Source organism: Micromonospora ureilytica (genome assembly GCF_015751765.1).
In the GTDB taxonomy this organism is placed as follows: domain Bacteria; phylum Actinomycetota; class Actinomycetes; order Mycobacteriales; family Micromonosporaceae; genus Micromonospora; species Micromonospora ureilytica.
The window spans coordinates 4,983,257-5,004,758 of the sequence record NZ_JADOTX010000001.1 but is presented as its reverse complement, the minus strand read 5'-3'; the positions used below and the strand labels follow the sequence as shown (position 1 = coordinate 5,004,758).

The window sequence follows — 21,502 nt, the reverse complement described above, 5'->3', positions numbered from 1 at the left end:
GCAGGGTGGATAGATTCGTACCGTGCTGGGCCTACCTGCTCACGTGACCGCCTGTCTCTTCGATCTGGACGGTGTGCTGACGCAGACCGCCCGCGTACACAACGCCGCCTGGACACAGACGTTCGACGAGTTTCTTCGTCAGCGCGCCACGGTCTCCGGCGAGCCGTTCCAACCGTTCGATCCGGGCCCGGACTACAACCGCTATGTCGACGGCCGACCCCGGGCCGACGGCGTCCGGACGTTCCTCGCCTCCCGCGGGATCGTGCTGCCCGAGGGCGGCCCGGACGACCCGCCGGAGGCCGAGACCGTCAACGGCCTCGGCAACCGCAAGAACGTCCTGCTGCTGCACCAGCTGCGTACCGCCGGCGTCGAGGTCTATCCGGGCTCGGTGCGGTACCTGAAGGCGGCGACCGCCGCCGGGCTCCGCCGAGCCGTGGTCACCGCGAGCGCGAACGGGGGTGAGGTGGTCGCCGCCGCCGGGTTCGAGCCGCTGCTGGAGGCCCGGGTCGACGGACTCGTCGCCCGCGCTGAGGGGCTGCGCGGCAAACCACACCCCGACACCTTCCTCGCCGGGGCCAGGCTGCTCGGCGTCGACCCGACACAGGCCGCCGTCTTCGAGGACGCGCTCTCCGGAGTGGCCGCCGGTCGCGCCGGCGGCTTCGGTTACGTGGTCGGCGTCGACCGGGTCGGGCAGGCTGACGAACTGCTCGCCCACGGCGCCGACATCGTGGTGAAGGACCTCGCCGACCTGCTCGACGTCGCCGACCCGCCGGCGCCGACCCGCACCGATACCGACCCGCTCGCCGCCGAACGAGGCCCCGCATGATTCGTGAACGCGCCTATCCGGTCGAGCCGTGGCACGTCCGGGAGACCCGGCTGGACATGGACGTGCTGGCCCAGTCGGAGTCGGTGTTCGCGCTCTCCAACGGGCACATCGGGCTGCGGGGCAACCTTGACGAGGGTGAGCCGCATGGCCTGCCCGGCACCTACCTCAACTCGTTCTACGAGTTGCGTCCGCTGCCGTACGCGGAGGCCGGCTACGGCTTCCCCGAGTCCGGGCAGACCATCGTCAACGTCACAAACGGCAAACTGATCCGGTTGCTGGTCGACGACGAACCGCTCGACGTGCGCTACGGAGAGCTGCTCGCCCACGAGCGGATCCTCGACCTGCGGGCCGGCACTCTGCACCGGGAGCTGCACTGGCGCTCGCCCGCCGGCCGCGAGGTAAAGGTCCGCAGCACCCGCCTCGTCTCGTTCACCCAGCGGTCCGTGGCCGCCATCAGCTACGAGGTGGAGGCCGTCGACCGCCCGCTGCGGCTGATCGTGCAGTCCGAGTTGGTGGCCAACGAGTCGCTGCCCGCGCAGAGCAAGGACCCCCGGGTCGCGGCGGTCCTGGAGTCGCCGCTCCAGGCCGAGGAAGAGCTGACCACCCCCGACGGCGGTCAGCTGATCCACCGCACCAAGGTTTCCGGTCTGCGGGTCGCCGCCGCCATGGAGCACGAGGTGCACGGCCCGGACCACACCACCATCGAGTCCGAGGGATACCAGGACTGGGTGCGTACCACAATCGCCTGCGTGCTCAAGCCCGGCGAGAAGCTGCGGGTGATCAAGTATCTGACGTACAGCTGGTCGAGCCGTCGGTCCCTGCCGGCGCTGCGCGACCAGGTCGGCGCGGCGCTGGCCGGCGCCCGGCTCGACGGGTGGGACGGGCTCCACCGGGAGCAGCGCAACTACCTCGACACGTTCTGGGACGCCTCCGACGTGCTCGTCGAGGGCGACCCGGAGGTGCAGCAGGCCGTCCGCTTCGGTCTCTTCCATGTGTTGCAGGCCGGCGCGCGCGCCGAGCAGCGGCCGATCTCGGCGAAGGGGCTGACCGGCCCCGGCTACGACGGCCACGCCTTCTGGGACACCGAGATGTTCGTCCTGCCGGTGCTCACGTACACCCAGCCGAGCGCGGTGCGCAGCGCGTTGCAGTGGAGGCACAGCACGCTGGACTCGGCGCGGGAACGCGCCGAGACGCTCAACCTCCGGGGCGCCGCCTTCCCCTGGCGGACCATCGAGGGCCCGGAATCATCCGGATACTGGCCGGCCGGCACTGCCGCCTTCCACATCGCCGCCGACATCGCCGACGCCGTGCGCCGCTACGTGATGGTCACCGGGGACACCCAGCTGGAACGGGAGATCGGGCTGGAGCTGCTTGTGGAGACCGCCCGGCTGTGGCGCTCGATCGGCCACCACGACCGGCACGGGCAGTTCCACATCGACGGCGTCACCGGCCCGGACGAGTACACCGCCGTGAAGAACGACAACATCTACACCAACCTGATGGCGCAGCGGAACCTGCTCGCCGCCGCCGACGTGGTGATGCGCTACCGGGACGAGGCGTTCCACCTCGGGGTCACCGACGAGGAGGCCGCGAGCTGGCGGGACGCCGCCACCTCCATGTACGTGCCCTACGACGAGGAACTCGACGTCCACCAGCAGGTGGCGGACTTCACCCGACTCCAGGAGTGGGACTTCACGCACACCCCGGCGGAGAAGTACCCGTTGCTGCTGCACTACCCGTACTTCGAGTTGTACCGCAAGCAGGTGGTGAAGCAGGCCGACCTCGTCCTTGCCATGCACTGGCGGGGGGACGCCTTCACGCCCGAGGAGAAGGTGCGCAACTTCCTCTACTACGAGCGCCGCACCGTACGCGACTCGTCGTTGTCGGCCTGCACCCAGTCGGTGCTCGCCGCCGAGGTGGGCCATCCGGAACTCGCGCACACCTACCTGCGTGAGGCCGCGCTCATGGACCTGCACGACCTCAACGAGAACACCCGCGACGGCGTCCACATGGCGTCGTTGGCCGGCGCGTGGCTCGCCCTGGTGAGCGGGTTCGGTGGTCTGCGGGACCACGACGGCGAGCTGTCCTTCGCCCCCCGGCTCTCCAGCCGACTCAGCCGGTTGGAGTTCTCGCTCCAGTGGCGCGGGCTTTCCCTGCGGGTGGATGTCCGGCCGCACCAGACGACATACTCGCTGCGCCACGGCGGCCCGGACGACGCGGTGGAGCTGCGCCACCACGACCAGATGCTGCGGGTGACCTGCGACGAACCGGTGACGGTCCCGGTGCCGCCGGCCGAGCCGACCGGCCCTCCGCCCGAGCAGCCACCGGGCCGGTCTCCGCTGCTGCGGTTGCCCGAACGCGAACAGTGACGGGCGGGGCGGGAATGTTCCCGCCCCGCCCGCCCACGCCGGTGGGTCAGACCGGCTCGCCGGTCCCGTGTAGGTCAGACCGGCTCGCCGGTGGACGGACGCCCGATCGCGTCCCGGGGCGTCGCCGCCTTCGGATCGTCGGGCAGCCGCGCCGAAGCGGCCTGGTCCCCGAAATCCTGGTCCCCGAAGTCTTGATTGCGCTCGGCGTCCTGTTCACGCTGGGCCTGCTCGGTCAGCTGCTGCTGCCGGGAAATCTGCTGCTTGGCCATGGCGATCCTCGCGATCCGTCGGGGCGCGGTTGCGCCGACACGGTCTGCGGTCGCTCGTCGCGTACCCGACGCCCCATCGGGCAAACGCGGCCCGGCGGCGTGCCCACGCGCTGCGGAGTGAGGCCGCCGCCGCGTGCGTGCCGGGCGGCGGGTGGGGTACCCGGACCACCGGCGAGCACGCGGAGGTGGGGGCATGGACGAGCAGCGCGGCACTGTGACGATTCCGATCGGGGACGTTCAGCTCCCCGCCGACCTGACGCTGCCCGCCCAGCCGGTGGGCGTGGTGCTGTTCGCGCACGGCAGCGGCAGTTCCCGGCACAGCCCGCGCAACGTAGCGGTGGCTCGGACGCTGAACGACAGTGGGCTCGGCACGGTGCTGGCGGATCTGCTCACCCCGGCCGAGGACGAGGTGGACGCGCGAACCGCGGAACTGCGCTTCGACATCGGGCTGCTGGCCAGCCGGCTGGCCGGGATCGTCGACTGGCTCGCCGTCGAACGTCCTGCCGGTGACGTGCCGATTGGCCTTTTCGGAGCCAGTACGGGTGCCGCCGCTGCCCTGGTCGCGGTGACGTCCCGCGCCGACCGGGTGGCTGCCGTGGTCAGCCGAGGTGGTCGGCCGGACCTGGCCGGGAACGCGCTGGCCCAGGTGCGTACCCCGACGTTGCTGTTGGTGGGCGGGCTGGACGAAGAGGTGATCACGCTCAACGAACGGGCGCTGGCCGAGTTGGGGGAGGTCGGCGAGCTGCGGGTGATCCCCGGCGCCACCCATCTCTTCGAGGAGCCCGGCACCCTTGAGCAGGTCGCCGACCAGGCCGGCGCCTGGTTCACCACGCACCTCAGCCGATGATCAGTCCGCGGGCAGGAGGGCCGAGGCCGAGCGGCGCTGTTGGACGGTGTCGATGACGCGCCAGAGGACGGCGGTGATCGGGACGCTGACGAAGGCGCCAGCGATGCCCGCGATCAGCGTGCCCGCGGTGACCGCCACCAGGATCACCGCCGGATGCAGTCGGACCTGCCGCTTCATGACCAGCGGCTCCAGCAAATTGCCCTCGATCTGCTGCACGGCGATCACCGCCGCGAGGGTGAGCAGCGCGGTGGTGGGACCGTTCGCGGCCAGCGCCACCAGCACCGCCACCGCGCCGGCCACCGTCGCCCCGATGATCGGCACGAACCCGCCGAGGAACGTGATCAATGCCAGCGGCAGGGCGAGTGGCACCCGCAGCACCACGAGGGCCAGCCCGATGCCCAGCGCGTCGATCGCGGCGATGAACATGGTGCCCCGGCTGTACGCGCCCAACGTCTGCCAACCGTTCCTGCCGGCCTCGGCCAGCACCGGCTGGGTCGGGCCGGACACCCGGGACAGCACCCAGTGCCACATCGACCGGCCGTCCTTGAGCAGGAAGAAGAGCAGCACCAGAGCCAGCAGTGCGGAGCCGAACACCTCCGTGGCGGTCCGGGCGCCGGCCACCGGGTCCGGAGAGCTGCCGCTGAGCCCCTCCCGGGCCTGGTCGACCAGCCGGTCCAGCTGTGCCTCGCTGACCGGCAGGGTGGACGTCACGAAGTCCCGGCTGCGTTCGACCCCCTGCGTCAGCTCCTGGCTGAGCTGATCGAACTGGCTGGCGGTCAGATTCCACACCAGGGCGCCGACGCCGACCAGGATGCCGAGCAGCAGCAGTACGGTGCAGAGCGCGGCCAGCGCCGCCGGCAGACGCAACCGGCGCAGCAGAAGCAGGACCGGATCGAGCAGCGCGGTGAGGAAGATGGTGGCGGCCAGAGCGATGGCCAGCGGCGCCAACAGGACGGCGATCCGGCCCAGCAGGTAGAGCCCGGCGGCGACCACCACCAGGCAGGCGCTCCACGACACCGCGGTTCGGACCAGCCAGGGCAGCGCCGCCCAGGTCTGGCGCGGCCCGGGGCCGCCTGTCGGTCCGGGGTCCTCTGCGGCCATGTCGGTCCTCCTCGATCTCGACGAGGTCGGTACCCGGTCGGTCGTCCCCCGACACCCGAATCGCCGGCCGTCGCCCGCGCGGATCGTACGTCGGCCGGAGTGACGCGGGCGGGTGTTCGCCAATTGCCTCCGGAGCGACGGCGTTTGCGGTGTCGGGCCGAGGGAACGCGAAGGGGACGGACCGGACCGAGGAGGAACGTCGTGGGTGACTTCATGGACAAGGCCAAGGACTTCGCGGACAAGCATGACAAGCAGGTCGACCAGGGTGCGGAGAAGGCTGGCGACATGGCCGACAAACGCACCGGCGGCAAGTACGGCGATCAGATCGACAAGGGCGTGGACCAGGCCCAGGCGCGCACCGGTGAGGGCGACCAGGTCCGCTGACCCGCCATGCTCCGCCCGGGCCGCCGAGCTGTCGGCGGCCCGGGAGGAGCGGACGGTACGCGGGTCAGCGCTGTTGCCTGTCGCGTAGCTCGTCCATCGAGGTGGGTCGGCCGCTCAACGCGTCGCGCAGCCGGTCGACCAGACCGATGCCGGGGGCGAGCAGCCTGTTTGCCGGCGGGTTGTCCGGGCTCCCCGGATGTGGCCGGGTCGGCCCGATGTCCTTGATCGCCGTCACCCTGGCGGCAGCCTCGACCAACTCCTCCCGGGCCGTCGCCGCGCGTAGCCGCGGAAAGAGTTCCTTCTCCTCGTCCGCCACGTGGTGTCGGACGGTGCTGGTCAGCTGGGCGAGCAGCTCGTCGAAGCGGGGGTCGGACGGTTCGGTGGACTCCAACTCCTTCATGGTCCGCTCAGCGTCGGCGTGCTCCGCTATCTCGCGGTCGGCGATCTCGTCGCCGTCGGGCAGCGCCTTGCGGGCGATCGGATACACGTACGCCTCCTCGGCCACCGTGTGGCGGACGAGTTCGGCGATCACCACGTCGACGAGGTGCCGGCGGTGCTCGGGGGTGCCCCGCCGGGTCGCCAACTCGACGAGGACTGCCTCGATCTCACGATGATCGGCGACCAGGATGTCGACGGCGTCGTGGTCGTCGGCGGCTGCTGGGTTGGTCATGTCACGGCCCCTTACCGGTTGCGGATCGGTGGGAGGTGTGAGGCTCTGGTACCCCCACGGGGCTGCACAAACCTACGGGTGACGATGTGTTCGACGGTGGCGGTGGTGGCTGTGGTGGCGGTGGTGCCGACCCCGCCGCGATTGCCCTGCCGTCGCCGGGGTATCCGCCCCCATGGCCGACGACCACCCACCCGCCGACCGTGATCAGTCGCGGCTCGATGAGACCGCCGAGCGGACGGTTCGGCAGGTGCGGCAGGCGCGGCACCGAGGCGGGCAGGCCGGCCGGATCCGGGCCCGGCAGTGGGAGGTCACCCTGGTGATCTCCGTCCAGGCCGGGTTGGCCGCGGCGATCGCCGCCCTGCTCGCCAAGAACCTGCTCGGCCCCGGGTCGCACGTCTTCGCTCCCGCCGCCGCCGTCGGCACGATCGCCACCGCCATCGGGCAGCGGGCCCGGCGCACCTTCGAGCTGCTGGGCGGCGTCGGCCTTGGCATCATCATCGGCGACACGCTGCGCTTCCTGCTGGGCTCGGGTCCGTGGCAGACCGGCGCAGTGGTCGCACTTGCCATCGCCGCCGCGTTGCTGGTGGCCGGGAAGGGTGGTCCGCTGGTCGGGCAGGCCGGCGGTACCGCAGTGCTGATCGCGACACTGGCCCCGATGGAACGTGGCCTGGAGTTGCCCCGGATCTTCGACGCGCTCGTCGGTGGGGCGGTCGGCCTGGTGGTGGTCGCGCTGTTGCTGCCGATCAACCCGATGCGAGTGCTGGACCGGGCCGCGGCCCCGATCTTCGCGGTCCTCTGCGAGCAACTCGCCGAGCTGGCCCAGGCGATGCGCGAGCGCGACGGCGACCGGACCCTGAAGGTCCTGGAGCGGCTCCGGGGCACCGAGGGCGATCTGAGTCGGCTGCACGATGCGCTGAGCGGCGCCGAGGAGGTGGTGACGATCGCTCCGGTTCGCTGGCACCGCCGGCAGCAGTACCACAGGTACGCCCGCAGCGCGGACCACCTGGAGCGGTTGCTGTTGGACACTCGTGCCATGGCCCGCTGGTCGACCACCGCCTTGCAGTACGACGAGCCGATTCCGCCGGAGCTGCCGGACGCGATGAGCCGATTGGGTCAGGCGGTGGCGGAGATGCGTTCCGAGTGCAGGGTCGGTGAGGACCCTCAGCGGACCCGCCGGTTGGTCGAGGAGTGCGCCGAGTTGGCCGGGCGGGCCTCCGCGAGCGGGGTCAGGTCGTTCGGCGAGTCCCTCGTCACCGGACTGCGCACCGCGGCCAGTGATCTGCTCCGGGCGGCCGGTTCTGAACCCGACGACGCGAATCGGATCGTGCGCCGGGCAACCGGTGCCGGGGAAGCGGAGATCCACCCGCCGGTCCGGCGACACCTGCACCGGGCCCGACCAACGCGGGCTGCCCGCGCCCGTCGACGCGCGCACCTCGCCGCCCGGACCCGTAACGACGGTCGGGCCGGCCTCCCCGCACGGGAGAGACCGGCCCGGTGAACCGTCAGGGTCAGGAGGAGTAGCCGCGCTCGGCGATCCAGTTGGCGATCTTCGGCAGGCTCATCCAGTACTCGCCCAACGCGGGGTCTGCCGGGTCGGCGACCCGGATCGTGTCACCACCGTCGCGGTAGCCGACGAGGGTCAGGTAGTGGCCGCCCTCGTACGAGTGCGGGTTGCCGTCGGTGTCCACTGTCGTGCCCTTGATGTTGGCGACCACCGGCCGGCCGGCGTCGACAGCGGCCAGCACGTCGCGGCGCAGCTGCTCGACCTGGTCGGGGCGGGCCACCGAATCACGGATCTCGGTGGTCCGGTACTTGCCGCCGGTCAGTTCGTTCAGCACCCGGGTGGTGTCCAGGGCCGAGGGGGTACCCGCCTCGGTGGTGCCGAGCAGTTGGGCCACCTCGTCCTGGGAGAGCGCCTTGCCCTGGGCGGACAACGCGATCCGGGTCGCGGCCGGACCGCAGTAGTAGAAGTTCGGCTGGGCCTGGTAGTCGACGCCGAGGATCCGTTCGGCGTGTCGGTCGTTCTGGTTCGCCGAGGCCTGCGCGGCCTGCACCGGGGCGGCCTGCGCGGCCACCGCCGGGCCGAGGGCGCAACCGCCGGCGACCAGCAGGCCGACGACTGACAGACCGCTCTTCTGGACGATCGGGTTCATTGTCGAGTCTCCGTTCGGGGGTTGGCGCCTCCGGCCGGCGGAGGGCGGCAGCACCGGGAATGGCGCTCGGCGCAACACGGGGGCCGACCATCTGTGGTCTCGGCCCTGGGCGTACCGAGGGCGTAACCGCTCTGCTCCACGGAGAATTCCGCCGGCTGTGGGCGCCGGGGGTTGCGCGGTGTCCCTGCCCTGCCGAACCGGACGTCGGGGACGCGCGGTCAGCTCAGAGGCTCCCCAGCAGCCCGGTCACGGTGATCTCGATGACCACCCGCTCCGGATTCGGGCGTGGTGTCCGATACCGCTCGGCGTACCGTCGCTCCGCCTCCGCCACGGCGGCCGGATCCGACCGCAGCACCGCCCGGCCCTCGATCGTCAACCAGCGGCGGCCATCCACGTGGCACACGGCCACCGCCGCGCCCGCCGCGCCGGCCGACGCCACCTGACGGGCCTTGCGGGAGGCGCCGGAGGTGATGACCCGGGCCAGCCCGGCCGCCGGGTCGAGAGTCACGCCGACCGGTACGACGTGCGGGGTGCCGTCCGCACGCACTGTGGTCAGGGTCGCGAGGTGCCGTTCTGCGCAGAAGGCGACAACACGGTCATCGTGCACGTCCAACCGATGATCGCCAGTCATGCCCGTCCCCTGTCCGCCGAACCGACCTTGATCATGGCACGCGGCGCGCGCGGTCCCGATCCGGTAGGGCGTCCGGCTGACCGGGCAACTGCCGACCCGCCGCCCGACGTTTGTGCACCAGCCGGGTCAGGTAGATCAACGCGGCGGCAAGGACCCCCATGTCGTCCAGGTAGATCGGGTCCGGCAGCACGTCGACCGGGAAGATCGTGTAGATCAGCGCACCGTAGAAGGCGACCTTGCCGCCCGCGCCGAGCCCGGTCAGCATCCGCCGCGTACGCACCACCCGCACCGCCAGCACCACGGCACCGACAAGTGTGGCGAGCGCCAGGATGCCGGCGACCACCACGAGGACCCACGCCTGTCGGGACATGCCGTCACGCTAACCCACCCGACCCCGCTCGGCTCAGAAGGCGGGCACCGTCGCACGACCGCGAGCCGTCACCTTGTTCTCCCGGGTCTGCTCGACGTTCTCCCGGGTCTGCGCGCCCAACGGTCGGGCAACCTCGCTGAGCGGCAGCACCGACGCCGACTCGGCGACCCGTCGACCGGTCGCGGCGTGCGCCTCCTCGCGCAGACTGCGAGCCGCGGCCACCGCCAACTCCGCCGCCCGCCACGCGGTCTGCTCCCGCTCGCGGGCCGCGGCGTGCTTGGCCGCCAGGTTGTCCCGGATCGCCCGCTGGAGCACCAGCTCCTGCTCGACCGGGTGCAGTCGCGGGTCCCAGCCGTCGCGGTGCGCGAAGACGTCGCTGAGCTGCTCCACCGACAGCTCCCGCCGCCAGTACGCGTCCAGCGCCGCCCGGTGCAGGTAGCGCTCGCGGTCCGCGTACTCGGCGGGGGTGCGTGCGGTGTGTGGCAGCGGCATCGCGGCCGCCGCGTCGAGCCGCCGCACGCCGGCCTCGGCCGCCTCGTACGCCAACCAGGCCGCCTCGACCTCCTCCTGCGCGGCCACCCACTCCGCGCGGCGGCGCCGCACGGTGGTGGTCGCCCGCTCCGCGGCCACCGCGACCTCCTGCGCGTAGCGGCTCTGCTCCCGCTCCTCCTGCGCCTGCTCAAGTTGGCTCGGCATGGCCGCGCGACGGATCCGGGAGCCCGGATCGAAGCGGAACCGGCCGGGTCGCAGCAGGAGAGCGGAGACGGCGACGGCGACCACGCCGAGCAGGCTCAGCCAGATGACGGCGGCCCGGGAGAGGTCTGGCAGGACGGCGGAGAGGATGGTTTGCATGATCAGCACCTCGCGGTCGAAGGCGGGTATCGACGGGCGGCAGGAAGGCGCGGCAGCACCGGTCGGCCCGGTGGCGGGGTCGTCCCGTCGACGGCGAACTCAGGTGCCGTACGGGATCAGCCGGGATCGGGCCCCGGGGATCGCCGGGCCTGGCTCAGGGGGCGGGCGGGCCGCGTCGGGTAGGAGTGCCACGGCCGGGATCGATGGCCGGGGCGTGCACCAGGCCCGCCGCGACCGGACCGGTCGCCGTGGCGGTATCGGCCGTGGCGGCATCGCGCGTGCCTGCCGGCGGGGCGACAGTGGGCTGGCCGGCCCGCTCGACGGCCGGGCCGGCGTCGGGGCGGACACTTGCCACCCGGCTGCTCACCGCACTGGGCCGGAGCTGCGTGGGGGCGGGCGGTGGGGTCGCGGCGAGAGCGGCACCGAGGCCGACCGCGAGCACCAGCGCGGTGACCGCCAGGCGGGTCAGTTCCCGCAGTGACCGCAGCACAGCCCACCGAGCTGGGCGGGCAAACGCTGCGGACGACACCCGACCAACCTATCGCCCGTCCTGGCGTATCGCAGCACGGCGAAGGACCGCGCGGGCGTGACCGCCACCACCATGCGCACTGTGGACGCCGTCGATCGGTGCCCGGGAACGGCGGTGCCCCCGACCGGATCGGGTCCGATCGGGGGCACCGCGCATCGTCCGGGTGTGGTGCGGGCGCGCCGAGGGTGGGCCGTGGTCAGTCGCCGGTGCCGAGCACCGGGGGTGCGGCCTTCTCGTCGCCCTGCCACACCATCTCGTCCTCGGTCAACCAGGTCAGCCGCTCGTCGGAGTCGTCGTCCTGCGCTCGACCCTGCCCGCCGAGGACACCGGGACGGCCGCCGCCGGACCCCGGTCGGGCGTTGCCACCGGTCATGGCCGGGCGTCCGCCGCTCCCACCGCGCTGGCCGTCGATGCTGCGCCCGACCCCGTTGGCGGCGCGGGTCTCCGCCGGGGCCGCACCACCGCCGGTCGGTCGAGCCGAGGTGGGGGGTGCGTTGCCCGAGCCGGCGAGCGCGCCGCTGCGCAACACCCCGCCGGCCGGTGACCCGCCCTGCCCTGCGTAGAGCAGGCCGGGGCCGGTGCTCGCCCCGGCGGGCGCGCCGGCCGGCCCGGACAGGCCGACCAGCCCGGCGGCACCCCCACCGAGCAGCGCGCCGCCGACAAGTGGGTCCGCTCCGGCGAGGGAGGTGCCGCGGTCGGCGAGGTCGCTGCCAGCGCCGATCGGAGCGGCGCCGACAGCCGGGCTGCCCCCGGTGCCCGAGCCGACCTCGCCCGGCGCTGACCCGTCGCCGGGCAGTTGGGCAACGCGGTCGGGCGACGAGATGGTCGCGTCGCCGGTGTGCCCGGTGTCCGCGCCGGTGTTGGGACCGCCGGTCACCCTGGCGATGGCCGAGACACTCTGTGGTGTCGTCGGATCCTTGCGGGCGGTGTTCGGAGTATCCGGGTCCGGTGGGGGCGGGTCGACCACCCGGTCGTAGGCGGAGATGTCGTAACTGCTGGCCAGGTCGGCCACCAGGTTCACCATCCGCTGGTGGGCCTTTTCCTGCTCTGCCTTGTCCTGCTGGTGACCCGCGATGCCCCCGACGATCAGACCGGTCAGACCGAAGACCGCGCCACCCTTGATCGCGCCGCCGATCGCCTTGTCGTTGTCGTCGGTCTCCTCCGGGCTCTCGGCCTGCTTGTGGGCGGCGCGCAGATGGTCGGCCATCATGGTCAACCCCTGCTTGATGCCGGCCATCCCCTCACCCAACGCGTTGGTGTGGGCGACGATGAAGCTGAGCCGCCGGTGGAACTCCTGACCTGCCGAACCCGTCCAGGTGTTGGCGAGCTTGTCGAGGTCGCCGCTCAGCTCCCGGCCGAGGCCGTCGAGGATGCCCTTGAGCTCGGCCCACTGGGTGGCCACGCCCTCGATCTGCTCCGGCTTGCCCGCCATCAGGCCGTCGTACAGCTGCTGGTGGCTGTTGCCCTGGTAGCGCTGGGTGTATTCAGACACGCCCGTCCTCCTTCGGCTGCAACGCGCGGTCGACCGGGGTCAGCGCGGCGGTGACATCGTCGGAGTTGGCCGCGTTACGCGCCTCGGCGGTGCGGTAGTTGCTCAGGATCGTGCTGGTCGCCTGCTGTGCCGCCAGCACCGCCTGTCGGATCCGTTCGGCCTGGTCGACATAGGACTGGTGCACCTCGCTGTAGCGACGCGCGTTGTCGGTGGCGTCGAGGAACGAGCCCAACGCCGGAGGCCGGCACTGCATCTCGGTGTTGAGCTTGCGCAGCACCGACTCGGCCTGGCTCAACCGCGACGCCAGGTGCTCGTGGAAGTCCTCAAGGGACAACAGGTCGACTTCCGTACGCCCGGCCATGGCAACATCCCCGTCGTTCTGGTTGACAACCGTCAGCGACATCCAGGTTAGTCCACCCGTGCGACTCCGGGCGACCCGTCGAAGCTGCTCAGCCGTCGGCGTCTGTCGATTCGGTGGACCCCCCGCCGCCGGTCCCGCCGCTCGACGGGGCGCCACTGGCCGGAGTCGACGGTGTCGAGCCCGACGGTGGCGGGGAGGACGACGACCGGGACGGTGGCACTGCGGACGACGAGCCCGAGGGCGACGCCGGCGACGGTGAGCCCGACCGCGGCGCGCTCGGCGACGGAGCGGCCGGTGCCGGTCCGTCCGGAGCAAAGACGGCGAACGCGTCCTCGCGGTCCAGAGTCGGCCCGGTCGGGATCAGTGCGAGCAGGGAGCCGGGCACCGCCAGCGGAGTGATCCCGCCGTAGCCGAGTACGTCAAGTGTCGCCGCCGAGCCGAGCGGATACCGGATGCCCTGCGGGCTGATCAGGTAGATCGTCGACCCGGCGGCGCCGGACCCGCTGGTTCCGGCACCGGGCGAGGCCTGCGCGATGACACCCTTGCCGCCGGGGAGCAGCACCGCCTCGGCCGTGCGTACGGCGTCGCGCCTGGTCTGGCGCACCGGCACCAACCCCGGATCGCTGTCGGTCAGCTCGTCCGGCACCCGGTCGAAGACCTCCATCGTGGTGGTCGGCGGGCCGCCCGCGCTGCCCTTCCGGTACGTCGCGCAGAGCGTCGTCTGACCGGGCTGGGCCGGGTAGAGAGCGGGCATCGTCGGGGGCACCCCCTCCTCCTCGATCCGCCGCTCCTCGAACGCCTCGCTGGCCTGGTTCGGGGTGATGTCGGTGATCCGACCGCCGTTGCTGATCAGGAGCAACGCGGTGATCTCGCTGATCGACACGAGAGCGTCCCGGGTCAGCACGTAGTGCCGCCCGGCTGCCTTGAACACCGATCCGACGTCGTACGACTGCCCGCCCACCTTGCGGCTGCTGGGCTCGCCCTCACCGGCCAGCGACGGCCTGCGCAGCGGCGGCCCGGCCGGCACGGCGTTGAGCAGTTGCTGCCCGATCTCGAGTCGGTCGGTGCCGGCCATCCGCAGCGCCGTGATCGTGCGGGACGGGTCGAGCAGCTGGAGCCTTGTGTTGTTGGCGATCAGGTACCGCTGGTCGTCCACCGAGGCCAGCACCGCCCGGTCGCCCAGCGGCGTGCCACCGGGCAGCGCACGGTCGATCACCAGCCGGGTGCTGGACCGCTGCCGGTCGACCGGGTCGGGCACGTCGCAGACCGACCAGGGCAGCCCGGTCAGCGACTTGCGGTCCGGCAGTGCGTCAGGTGCCCCGACGATGCCGACTGTGACGCCGCGGGGCCGGTCCCGCAGCGACGCCTGGGACATCGTCCGCACCGCGGCACTCGCGTCGTTCACGATGAGGCGCGCCGACGTGTAGTTGAGCGTCGGGTGCAGCTTCCCCTCGATGAACACGTACGTCGCGCCGGTCTCCCGTTCGATGACCAGGGTGTTGTCGTCCAGCGGCGCCGCGCCACCGGTCAACTGGCCGTAAGCGCCCACCCCACCGAGCACGATGGCCGCGGTCAGGACGCTGCCGAAGACGGCCATGCCGAGCCGTCGCATCGGCAGGTTGGTGGTCTCCGGATCGCCCGACAGCAAGGCGGAGACGATGCGGCGGGTGACGAAGCGGTACGCCTGCACCTGATCGCGGCGGGTCCGCATGACTTACCTCCGGCGGGGTGTTTCCGCGACGATCAGGTCGAGGTGCCGTCGCGGGCTTCCCTACGATAAGGGGCCGACGGTGGTTCCTTGGGACCACCGCTCGTGGCCGGCACCGGACCGACCCGGCGCAGAGCCGTACCGTGCAGGAGGGACAGTCAGCGATGACGCAGGTTCAGGCGCCACCCGCCCGAGCGGTCACGGACCCTGTCGACGTACCGACCCGGTCGGCGCCGCCGGCCGAACGGCCCGGCCGTGGACGGGTCGGTCCCGTGTTGGTCGGGCAACTCGTCGTGCTGGAGTTGTGCGTGGTCGGCGTCTGGGCCGCCACGGCCGGACCCAGCTGGGTGCTCGCCGCGGTGGGCGCGGCGGCGCTGCTCGTCGTCCTGGCGGCCTTCGCCCGTCGAGGTGGCCGGTGGTGGTTCGAGGACCTGCTGCTGCGCCGACGCCTGCGGCGACGCGGCGAGCGGGCGTCGGCCGTGCTGGCCAGCGGCACGGCGACCGACCCGCGGTTGGCTGCGCTCGCCCCGGAGTTGAGTGTTATCGAGCTGACCGACCGAGGCACCCGGCTCGGCATCGGGCGCGACGACCAGGGCTGGTTCGCGGCCGTCGCCCTGCAGTCCGCCACCGGCGCGGCGGTCGGCTCCGTCGACGCCTCCGCGGTGGACCGCGCGCTGGGGGTGCTCGCGGACTTCAACGCCCCGGTCTCCCGGGCCCAGGTCGTCGCGCACACGCTGGTCTGGTACCCGGCACCCGGTGCTCCACCGGCGGCACACCGGACCGTCTGGGTGGCGGTGCGGCTCACCGTCCGGGACGCCCGGGTCGAGGCGGTGAGCCGGGGCGGTGGGCTGACCGGCGTGCACCGGACGGTGGCCGCCGGGATCGGCCGCCTCGGCAAGGCGCTGACCTCGGCGGGGTTGTCCCACCGCCCGTTGGGCCGTGAGGAACTACGCGCGGCGATCGTCTCGGCCGCTGGTCTGGACCTGGTGCCCGAGTCGCCGGCGGAGAGCTGGCACGGGTTGCGCGGCGGCGGCTGGACGCACCGCGTCATGGCTCTGCGAGGGCGGTCCGACGCGCCGCTGGGCCCCCTCGTGGACGCGATCACCGCCACCTCGGCGCCGTCGCACACGGTGGCCGTGAGCGTCTCGGCGGACGGCCGGGTGGCGGCACCGCTGCTGCGGGTCGCGGCGATGGACAACCACGTCGAGGCCCTGGTCAAGGTGGTGCGCGAGGTCGCCGATCGGGTGGGCGCGTCCACCCGGCCGATGGACGGTCAGCATGCTCCGGGCGTCTACGCCGCAGCCCCGGTCGCGTCGGCGTTGGGCGTCTCCACCGGTCCGCGGTCGCGCTGACCGGTGCGGTCAGGGTCGGAGGTTGACGATCCAGCCGTAGAGACCGCAGACCCAGAAGGCGAGCGGCACCAGCGAGATGATGAGCAGGATCTCGGCGATGTCGAGCAGGCGGCCCCAGACCGGCGAGATGCGCTTGCCGGCGACGGTCAGACCGTAGATCAGGCTGATCACGGCGGCGAGCATCAGCCCGCCCAGGATCAGGCCGAGCCGTACCGGCAGCGACCCACCCGCGAAGGTGGCCGCGGCGGCCAGGCCCAGACCCACGGTGCCGGCCAGCAGCACCGGGGTGCGCTGGGCCCGGCCCAGGAGGGGGCGAGCCCGCAGCAGCGACAGCAGGGCCAGCACCAGGCACAGCAGCACCGCCGGCAGGCGCCCGTCCAGGGCCAGCACGAACTGCGCGCCCAGCACGAGCAGGGACACCGTCCACAGCAGACCGGCCAGGAACTGGTCGGCGCGCTCACTCTGCTGGAGCACCTGCCGACCGTCCACCGACTCGCTGTCGGTCTTCAGGTCCTCCGGACCGGTCGGGATCGACGGCACCGGGAGCCGGGCGAGCCGGTAGGCCATCATCGGCAGCGCCGGCACCACGCCGAACGCGACCGCCGCGACCACGGCGGCGGAGGCCGCCGCGTCGAGGCCGAGGACCAGGCAGAGGATCGCGCCCAGGCCGGTCGCGGCCGCGACCCCGATCGCGGCGAAGAAGAGGGGGTACCGGTCGCCGACCGCCAGCACGGCCACCGCGCCGGCCACCAGCGCGGCGGTCGCCGCGAGCAGGACATGCGGACTGGCCAACTGGGTCAGCGCTCGATCGTCGGCGAGCAGCAGCAGGCCGCCGGTGGCCGCGTGCACCAGGCCGACCAGGGCCAGCACCGCGCCGATACCGCTGTCACCGGCGGCCCTGGACAGCACCGCGGCGCCCACCAACAGCGCCACCGCGACCAGCAGCGCGGCCAGCGCGCCGGGCAGGTGCGGCGGGCCGGCGAAGAGGGCGGCCAGCGCGCCGGCGCCGAGCGCCGCCGCCGCGAAGATCACCGCGAAGGAGCGGGTCGCACCGACCTGCCAGGCGCCGGGGCGCTGGTTGGTCGCGGTCGCGACCGCGTCCACCACGTCGTCGAAGACGATCTCCGGCGCGGCCTCCGACCGGGGGTTGAAGTAGAGCACCTCACCGTCCCGGACACTGAGCTGCGCAGCGGTACGACCACCGTCGAGTGGCGCACCACCCAACCGGGACAGTGCCCAGCCGCCGTGCCGGGCACCCTCGTCGGCCATGTCCTCGCCGGCGTAGCGCAGCAGGGTGGGGAGCAGATCCGCCATCGGAACGTCCGACGGCAGCGCCAGATCCATTCGGGTACGTGGAGCCACGATGGTGATCCGGCTCAGACCACCGGTCGCCGTCTTCGTCGCCACAGTGGCCTCCAGGTGTGCGTCTGTGATCGGCTGTCTGTGATGCTGCGGTCCGGGTCCACCGCGCACACGGCAGATTACCTACGATGACGGCACGTACGATGCCCACCCGCGGGCGGTGTTCCGCGGCCGCACGTCATCAGGGCCGCTTCTGGGGAGGAGACAGCCGTGAGCACTGTGGTGTTCCGCCGGCTCCCGCGTCAGCCGGGGCCGGCCCTGCCGCGCGGCGAGGTGTTGTTGGAGTCGCCTCCCGAGCTGCCCGAGCCGACACCCCGCGGGATGGGGCAGCTGCTCATGATCCTGCCGATGTTCTGCGGGGTCGGTGCCATGGCGTTCCTGTATGCCGGCAAGGGCGGCGGCATGATGACCTACGTCGCCGGTGGCTTGTTCGGTGTCTCGATGCTCGGCATGGCGATCGGCTCGCTCGCCAACAGCGGTGGCAAGGACAAGGCCGAGCTGAACGCCGATCGCCGTGACTACATGCGCTACCTGGCGCAGATGCGCAAGCGCACCCGGCGCGCCGCCGAGCAGCAGCGGGCCGCGATGGCCTGGCGGCACCCGGAGCCCGACGCGCTCTGGTCGATCGCCGCGTCCCGGCGACTCTGGGAGCGGCGGATCACCGAGGACGACTTCGGTGAGACCCGGATCGCCCTCGGCCCGCAGCGGCTCGCCGTGGAGATCGTCCCACCGGAGACGAAGCCGGTGGAGGACCTGGAGCCGATGAGCGCCATCGCGCTGCGCCGGTTCGTCCGTGCACACTCCACGGTGCCCGAACTACCGACGGCGCTGTCGGTGCGCGCGTTCAGCCGGGTGGTGCTGCGTGGCGACCGTGAGCCCGTGCTCGACCTGACCCGGGCTGCGCTGGGGCAGCTGGCCACCTTCCACGCACCGGACGACCTGGTGATCGCAGTGGTCGCCGCACCCGACCGGCAGTCGGCCTGGGGCTGGGTGAAGTGGCTGCCACACGCCCACCACAGCGGTCGTACCGACGCGGCCGGCGCGCGCCGGCTGGTCTTCGCCAGCCTGGCCGAGGCCGAGGCGTCGCTCGCCGCCGAGCTGGCCGGGCGGCCCCGGTTCGCGCCGGAGGCCAAGCCGCTGACCACCGCCCCGCACCTGGTCGTGGTGATCGACGGCGGGGAGATCTCACCGACCTGCCAGCTGGTGGGCCCGGGGCTGCTCGGCGCCACCGTGATCGACCTCTCCGGGACGGTGCCCCGCGACGCCGGCCGCTGGCTGCTCTGCCTGGACGTGGGCGACGGAGACTCACTCGATCTGGTCCGGGGCAGCTCGTCGTCGACGTTGGGTCGGCCCGACCGGCTCAGCGCCGAGGCCGTCGAGGGGCTGGCCCGACAGATCGCCCCCTACCGGCTCTCCCAGCAGCAGACCGGAGGCGACGAGCCGCTGGCCCGCAGCACGGAGCTGCCGGACCTGCTCGGCGTCGGTGACGCCGCGGCGGTGGACGTGCAGAACACCTGGCGTCCGCGTGGTCACCGCGATCGGCTGCGCATCCCACTCGGTGTCGGCCCGGACGGCAACGTGGTCGAGCTCGACTTCAAGGAGTCGGCACACGAGGGCATGGGCCCGCACGGCCTGGTGATCGGCGCGACCGGGTCCGGCAAGAGCGAGCTGCTGCGTACTGTGGTGGCCGCGTTGGCGGTGACCCACTCGTCGGAGGAACTGAACTTCGTCCTGGTGGACTTCAAGGGCGGCGCGACCTTCGCCTCGCTGGAGGCGCTGCCGCACACCAGCGCGGTGATCACCAACCTGGCCGACGAGCTGCCGCTCGTCGACCGGATGCGCGACGCGCTCGCCGGCGAGATGGTGCGCCGGCAGGAGCTGCTGCGGGCGGCCGGCAACTACGTCTCCCGCTTCGAGTACGAGAAGGCGCGTTCGGCAGGTGAGCCGCTGGCTCCGATGCCCAGCCTGTTGATCATCTGTGACGAGTTCAGCGAACTGCTCGCCGCCAAACCGGACTTCATCGACCTGTTCGTGATGATCGGCCGGCTGGGTCGGTCCCTCGGCGTGCACCTGCTGCTGGCCAGCCAGCGCCTCGAGGAGGGCAAGCTGCGGGGCCTCGACACGCACCTGTCGTACCGGATCGGTCTGCGCACGTTCTCCGCCGTGGAGAGCCGGATCGTGCTCGGCGTACCGGACGCGTACGAGTTGCCGAACGCGCCGGGCCACGGCTACCTGAAGACGGACACCAGCACCATGCTGCGGTTCCGGGCCGCGTACGTGTCGGGGGCGTATCGGGCACCGGGGCAGCAGGCATCCGCCTCGCAGGCGCTGGTGCAGCGGCGGATCGTGCCGTACGGGCTCGACTTCGTTCCGGCGCAGGTCCCGCAGGTGCCGGTGGACACCGCCCCGGAGCCGGAGCAGCCGGCCGACGGCAAGGCCGTGGCGATGCTCGACGTGCTGATCGACCAGCTCAAGGGCCGGGGCCGCCCGGCTCACCAGGTGTGGTTGCCGCCGCTGGCCGACCCGCCCGGCCTGGGTGAGTTGCTCGGCCCGCTGGCGGTCGACCCGACCTACGGGCTGTGCACCGCGTCCTGGCCCGGGCGCGGGCGGCTGACCGTCCCGGTCGGCGTCGTGGACCGCCCCTACGAGCAGCGCCGGGACCCGATGATGGTCGAGCTGGCCGGGGCCGGCGGCAACGTGGTCATCGTCGGTCGGTCGCTCAGTGGCAAGAGCACGATGCTGCGTACGCTGCTCGCCTCGCTGGCGCTCACGCACACGCCACGCGAGGTGCAGTTCTTCTGCCTGGACTTCGGCGGGGGCGCGCTGCGCAGCATGGAGCGGTTGCCGCACCTGGCCGGGGTGGCTGGTCGGCGCGACGTCGAGGCCGTCCGCCGGACGGTGGCCGAGGTGGTCGCCGTGCTGGACGAACGGGAGAGTCGTTTCGCCCAGCACGGTATCGACTCGGTGGCGAGCTACCGCCGTCGCCGTGCCGCTGGTGAGTTCGCGGACGACCCGTTCGGCGACGTGTTCCTGGTGGTGGACGGGTGGAACACACTGCGCCAGGAGTACGAGGAGTTGGAGCAGACCATCACCACGTTGGCCAACCGGGGCCTCGGCTTCGGTGTGCACGTGGTGCTCACCGCCGTGCGGTGGGCGGAGATCCGGATCAACATGCGGGACCTGCTCGGCACCAAGTTGGAGCTGCGCCTCGGCGACGCGTCGGAGTCCGAGATCGACCGCCGTGCGGCGAACAACGTGCCGGAGAAGTCGCCCGGTCGGGGCCTGACCCGCGACAAGCTGCACTTCCTCACCGCCATCTCGCGGATCGACGGTCGTCGCGACATCGAGGATCTGAGCGAGGCCTCGCTGTCCCTGGCCGGGCACGTGGCGGCGAACTGGCCGGGCCGCCCGGCGCCGAAGGTGCGGTTGCTGCCGCGCCGACTGCCGGTGGCGGAGCTGGCCCGGATCATCGACCGGTCGGCGCCGGGGATCCCGGTCGGTGTCAACGAGTCGGCACTCGCGCCGGTCTACCTGGACCTGACCAACGAGCCGCACCTGACGGTCTTCGGCGACGCGGAGTGCGGCAAGACCAACCTGCTGCGCCTGATCGCCCGGGGGATCACCGAGCGGTACACGCCGGCGCAGGCCCGGCTGGTGATCGCCGACTACCGGCGTGGCCTGCTGGGGGCGGTGGAGGGTGACCACCTGCTCGACTACGCCCCGTCGAACCAGGCGTTCGCCCAGGGGCTCGGGTCGATCCGCAGCGCGCTCACCAACCGACTTCCCGGCCCGGACGTGACCACCGCCCAGCTGCGCGATCGGAGCTGGTGGAAGGGTCCGGATCTGTACATCCTGGTGGACGACTACGACCTGGTGGCCTCCGGCGGCAGCAACCCGCTCAGCGCCCTGCAGGAGCTGTTGCCGCAGGCCCGCGACATCGGTCTGCACCTGATCGTCACGCGTCGGGTCGGCGGTGTGTCCAGGGCACTCTACGAGCCGGTGCTGCAACGGCTGCGTGAGTTGGACTCGCCGGGCCTGCTGATGTCCGGCAACCGGGAGGAGGGCGCGGTCTTCGGCACGTTGCGACCGAGCCCGCAACCGCCCGGTCGGGGCACCCTGGTGCGCCGTCGCGACGGCCAGCAGCTGATTCAGACCGCCTGGTCTGAGCCGGCCTGAGCGCGGTCGGTCGTTCGGTAGGTGGTGGTGGGCCTTCTCGGTCCGATTCA

Annotated in this window: 19 protein-coding genes; 7 read left to right on the top strand and 12 right to left on the bottom strand. The window is 72.4% G+C overall.

From position 1 onward, the window contains the following. Nucleotides 1-22: 22 nt before the first annotated feature. Complete coding sequence (locus IW248_RS22800; protein ID WP_196928621.1) at nucleotides 23-826, top strand: HAD family hydrolase; 804 nt, start codon at nucleotides 23-25, stop codon at nucleotides 824-826. Then, a complete protein-coding gene (locus IW248_RS22795) occupies nucleotides 823-3,195 on the top strand; it encodes a glycoside hydrolase family 65 protein (RefSeq protein WP_196928620.1) in 2,373 nt (790 codons plus the stop codon). Before IW248_RS22800 ends, IW248_RS22795 begins: the two co-directional genes overlap by 4 nt. Nucleotides 3,196-3,269: 74 nt before the next feature. Here IW248_RS22795 and IW248_RS22790 read toward each other — a convergent pair whose 3' ends face one another. Continuing rightward, on the bottom strand, nucleotides 3,270-3,464 hold the full coding sequence (locus tag IW248_RS22790; RefSeq protein ID WP_124817091.1) for a hypothetical protein: 195 nt from the start codon (nucleotides 3,462-3,464) through the stop codon (nucleotides 3,270-3,272). A gap of 193 nt (nucleotides 3,465-3,657) precedes the next feature. On the opposite strand from IW248_RS22790, the gene IW248_RS22785 reads away from it, so the two are divergent. Next, on the top strand, nucleotides 3,658-4,311 hold the full coding sequence (locus IW248_RS22785; RefSeq protein WP_196928619.1) for a dienelactone hydrolase family protein: 654 nt from the start codon (nucleotides 3,658-3,660) through the stop codon (nucleotides 4,309-4,311). Here IW248_RS22785 and IW248_RS22780 read toward each other — a convergent pair whose 3' ends face one another. Beyond that, complete coding sequence (locus IW248_RS22780) at nucleotides 4,312-5,412, bottom strand: AI-2E family transporter (protein ID WP_196928618.1); 1,101 nt, start codon at nucleotides 5,410-5,412, stop codon at nucleotides 4,312-4,314. It abuts the gene before it with no gap. Between the two features lie 213 nt (nucleotides 5,413-5,625). Between IW248_RS22780 and IW248_RS22775 the strand changes: the two genes are divergently transcribed. Further along, complete coding sequence (locus tag IW248_RS22775; RefSeq protein WP_231393380.1) at nucleotides 5,626-5,796, top strand: antitoxin; 171 nt, start codon at nucleotides 5,626-5,628, stop codon at nucleotides 5,794-5,796. A 64-nt stretch (nucleotides 5,797-5,860) separates the two neighbouring features. On the opposite strand, the gene IW248_RS22770 is transcribed toward IW248_RS22775, so the two are convergent. Continuing rightward, nucleotides 5,861-6,466 (bottom strand): hemerythrin domain-containing protein, encoded by a 606-nt coding sequence (locus tag IW248_RS22770; RefSeq protein WP_196928617.1) that lies wholly within the window; start codon nucleotides 6,464-6,466, stop codon nucleotides 5,861-5,863. A 172-nt stretch (nucleotides 6,467-6,638) separates the two neighbouring features. Here IW248_RS22770 and IW248_RS22765 point away from each other — a divergent pair, with 172 nt between their 5' ends. After that, the gene (locus tag IW248_RS22765; RefSeq protein WP_196928616.1) at nucleotides 6,639-7,964 is read left to right on the top strand and encodes a terpene synthase family protein; all 1,326 of its coding nucleotides are present in this window, start codon (nucleotides 6,639-6,641) and stop codon (nucleotides 7,962-7,964) included. Between the two features lie 10 nt (nucleotides 7,965-7,974). On the opposite strand, the gene IW248_RS22760 is transcribed toward IW248_RS22765, so the two are convergent. The 8 genes from IW248_RS22760 to eccB form a co-directional block, all read right to left on the bottom strand. Next, nucleotides 7,975-8,619, bottom strand: coding sequence for a C39 family peptidase (locus IW248_RS22760; protein WP_196928615.1), 645 nt, complete (start codon nucleotides 8,617-8,619; stop codon nucleotides 7,975-7,977). Nucleotides 8,620-8,842: 223 nt separating this feature from the next. Continuing rightward, nucleotides 8,843-9,250 (bottom strand): pyridoxamine 5'-phosphate oxidase family protein, encoded by a 408-nt coding sequence (locus tag IW248_RS22755; RefSeq protein WP_196928614.1) that lies wholly within the window; start codon nucleotides 9,248-9,250, stop codon nucleotides 8,843-8,845. Between the two features lie 31 nt (nucleotides 9,251-9,281). After that, the gene (locus tag IW248_RS22750) at nucleotides 9,282-9,620 is read right to left on the bottom strand and encodes a YkvA family protein (protein ID WP_196928613.1); all 339 of its coding nucleotides are present in this window, start codon (nucleotides 9,618-9,620) and stop codon (nucleotides 9,282-9,284) included. A gap of 33 nt (nucleotides 9,621-9,653) precedes the next feature. After that, nucleotides 9,654-10,472, bottom strand: a complete 819-nt coding sequence (locus IW248_RS22745) for a hypothetical protein (RefSeq protein ID WP_196928612.1) — start codon at nucleotides 10,470-10,472, stop codon at nucleotides 9,654-9,656. Nucleotides 10,473-10,626: 154 nt separating this feature from the next. Beyond that, nucleotides 10,627-10,962: a hypothetical protein gene (locus tag IW248_RS22740; RefSeq protein ID WP_196928611.1), complete on the bottom strand. Its 336-nt coding sequence runs from the start codon at nucleotides 10,960-10,962 to the stop codon at nucleotides 10,627-10,629. Between the two features lie 235 nt (nucleotides 10,963-11,197). Further along, nucleotides 11,198-12,493, bottom strand: a complete 1,296-nt coding sequence (locus IW248_RS22735) for a WXG100 family type VII secretion target (protein WP_196928610.1) — start codon at nucleotides 12,491-12,493, stop codon at nucleotides 11,198-11,200. Next, nucleotides 12,486-12,896 carry a hypothetical protein gene (locus IW248_RS22730; RefSeq protein ID WP_231396403.1) on the bottom strand — a complete coding sequence of 137 codons (411 nt, stop codon included), beginning with the start codon at nucleotides 12,894-12,896 and terminating at the stop codon, nucleotides 12,486-12,488. The genes IW248_RS22735 and IW248_RS22730 overlap by 8 nt, the downstream gene beginning before the upstream one ends. 46 nt (nucleotides 12,897-12,942) lie before the next feature. Further along, the gene (gene eccB, locus IW248_RS22725) at nucleotides 12,943-14,565 is read right to left on the bottom strand and encodes a type VII secretion protein EccB (RefSeq protein WP_196928609.1); all 1,623 of its coding nucleotides are present in this window, start codon (nucleotides 14,563-14,565) and stop codon (nucleotides 12,943-12,945) included. A gap of 161 nt (nucleotides 14,566-14,726) precedes the next feature. Here eccB and IW248_RS22720 point away from each other — a divergent pair, with 161 nt between their 5' ends. Beyond that, a complete protein-coding gene (locus IW248_RS22720) occupies nucleotides 14,727-15,914 on the top strand; it encodes a type VII secretion protein EccE (protein ID WP_196928608.1) in 1,188 nt (395 codons plus the stop codon). 9 nt (nucleotides 15,915-15,923) lie between these two features. Here IW248_RS22720 and eccD read toward each other — a convergent pair whose 3' ends face one another. Beyond that, on the bottom strand, nucleotides 15,924-17,321 hold the full coding sequence (eccD, locus tag IW248_RS22715; protein WP_196928607.1) for a type VII secretion integral membrane protein EccD: 1,398 nt from the start codon (nucleotides 17,319-17,321) through the stop codon (nucleotides 15,924-15,926). Nucleotides 17,322-17,486: 165 nt separating this feature from the next. On the opposite strand from eccD, the gene eccCa reads away from it, so the two are divergent. Continuing rightward, entirely contained in the window at nucleotides 17,487-21,452 is a 3,966-nt protein-coding gene (gene eccCa, locus IW248_RS22710) for a type VII secretion protein EccCa (RefSeq protein WP_196928606.1), read from the top strand. The last annotated feature ends 50 nt before the right edge of the window (nucleotides 21,453-21,502 follow it).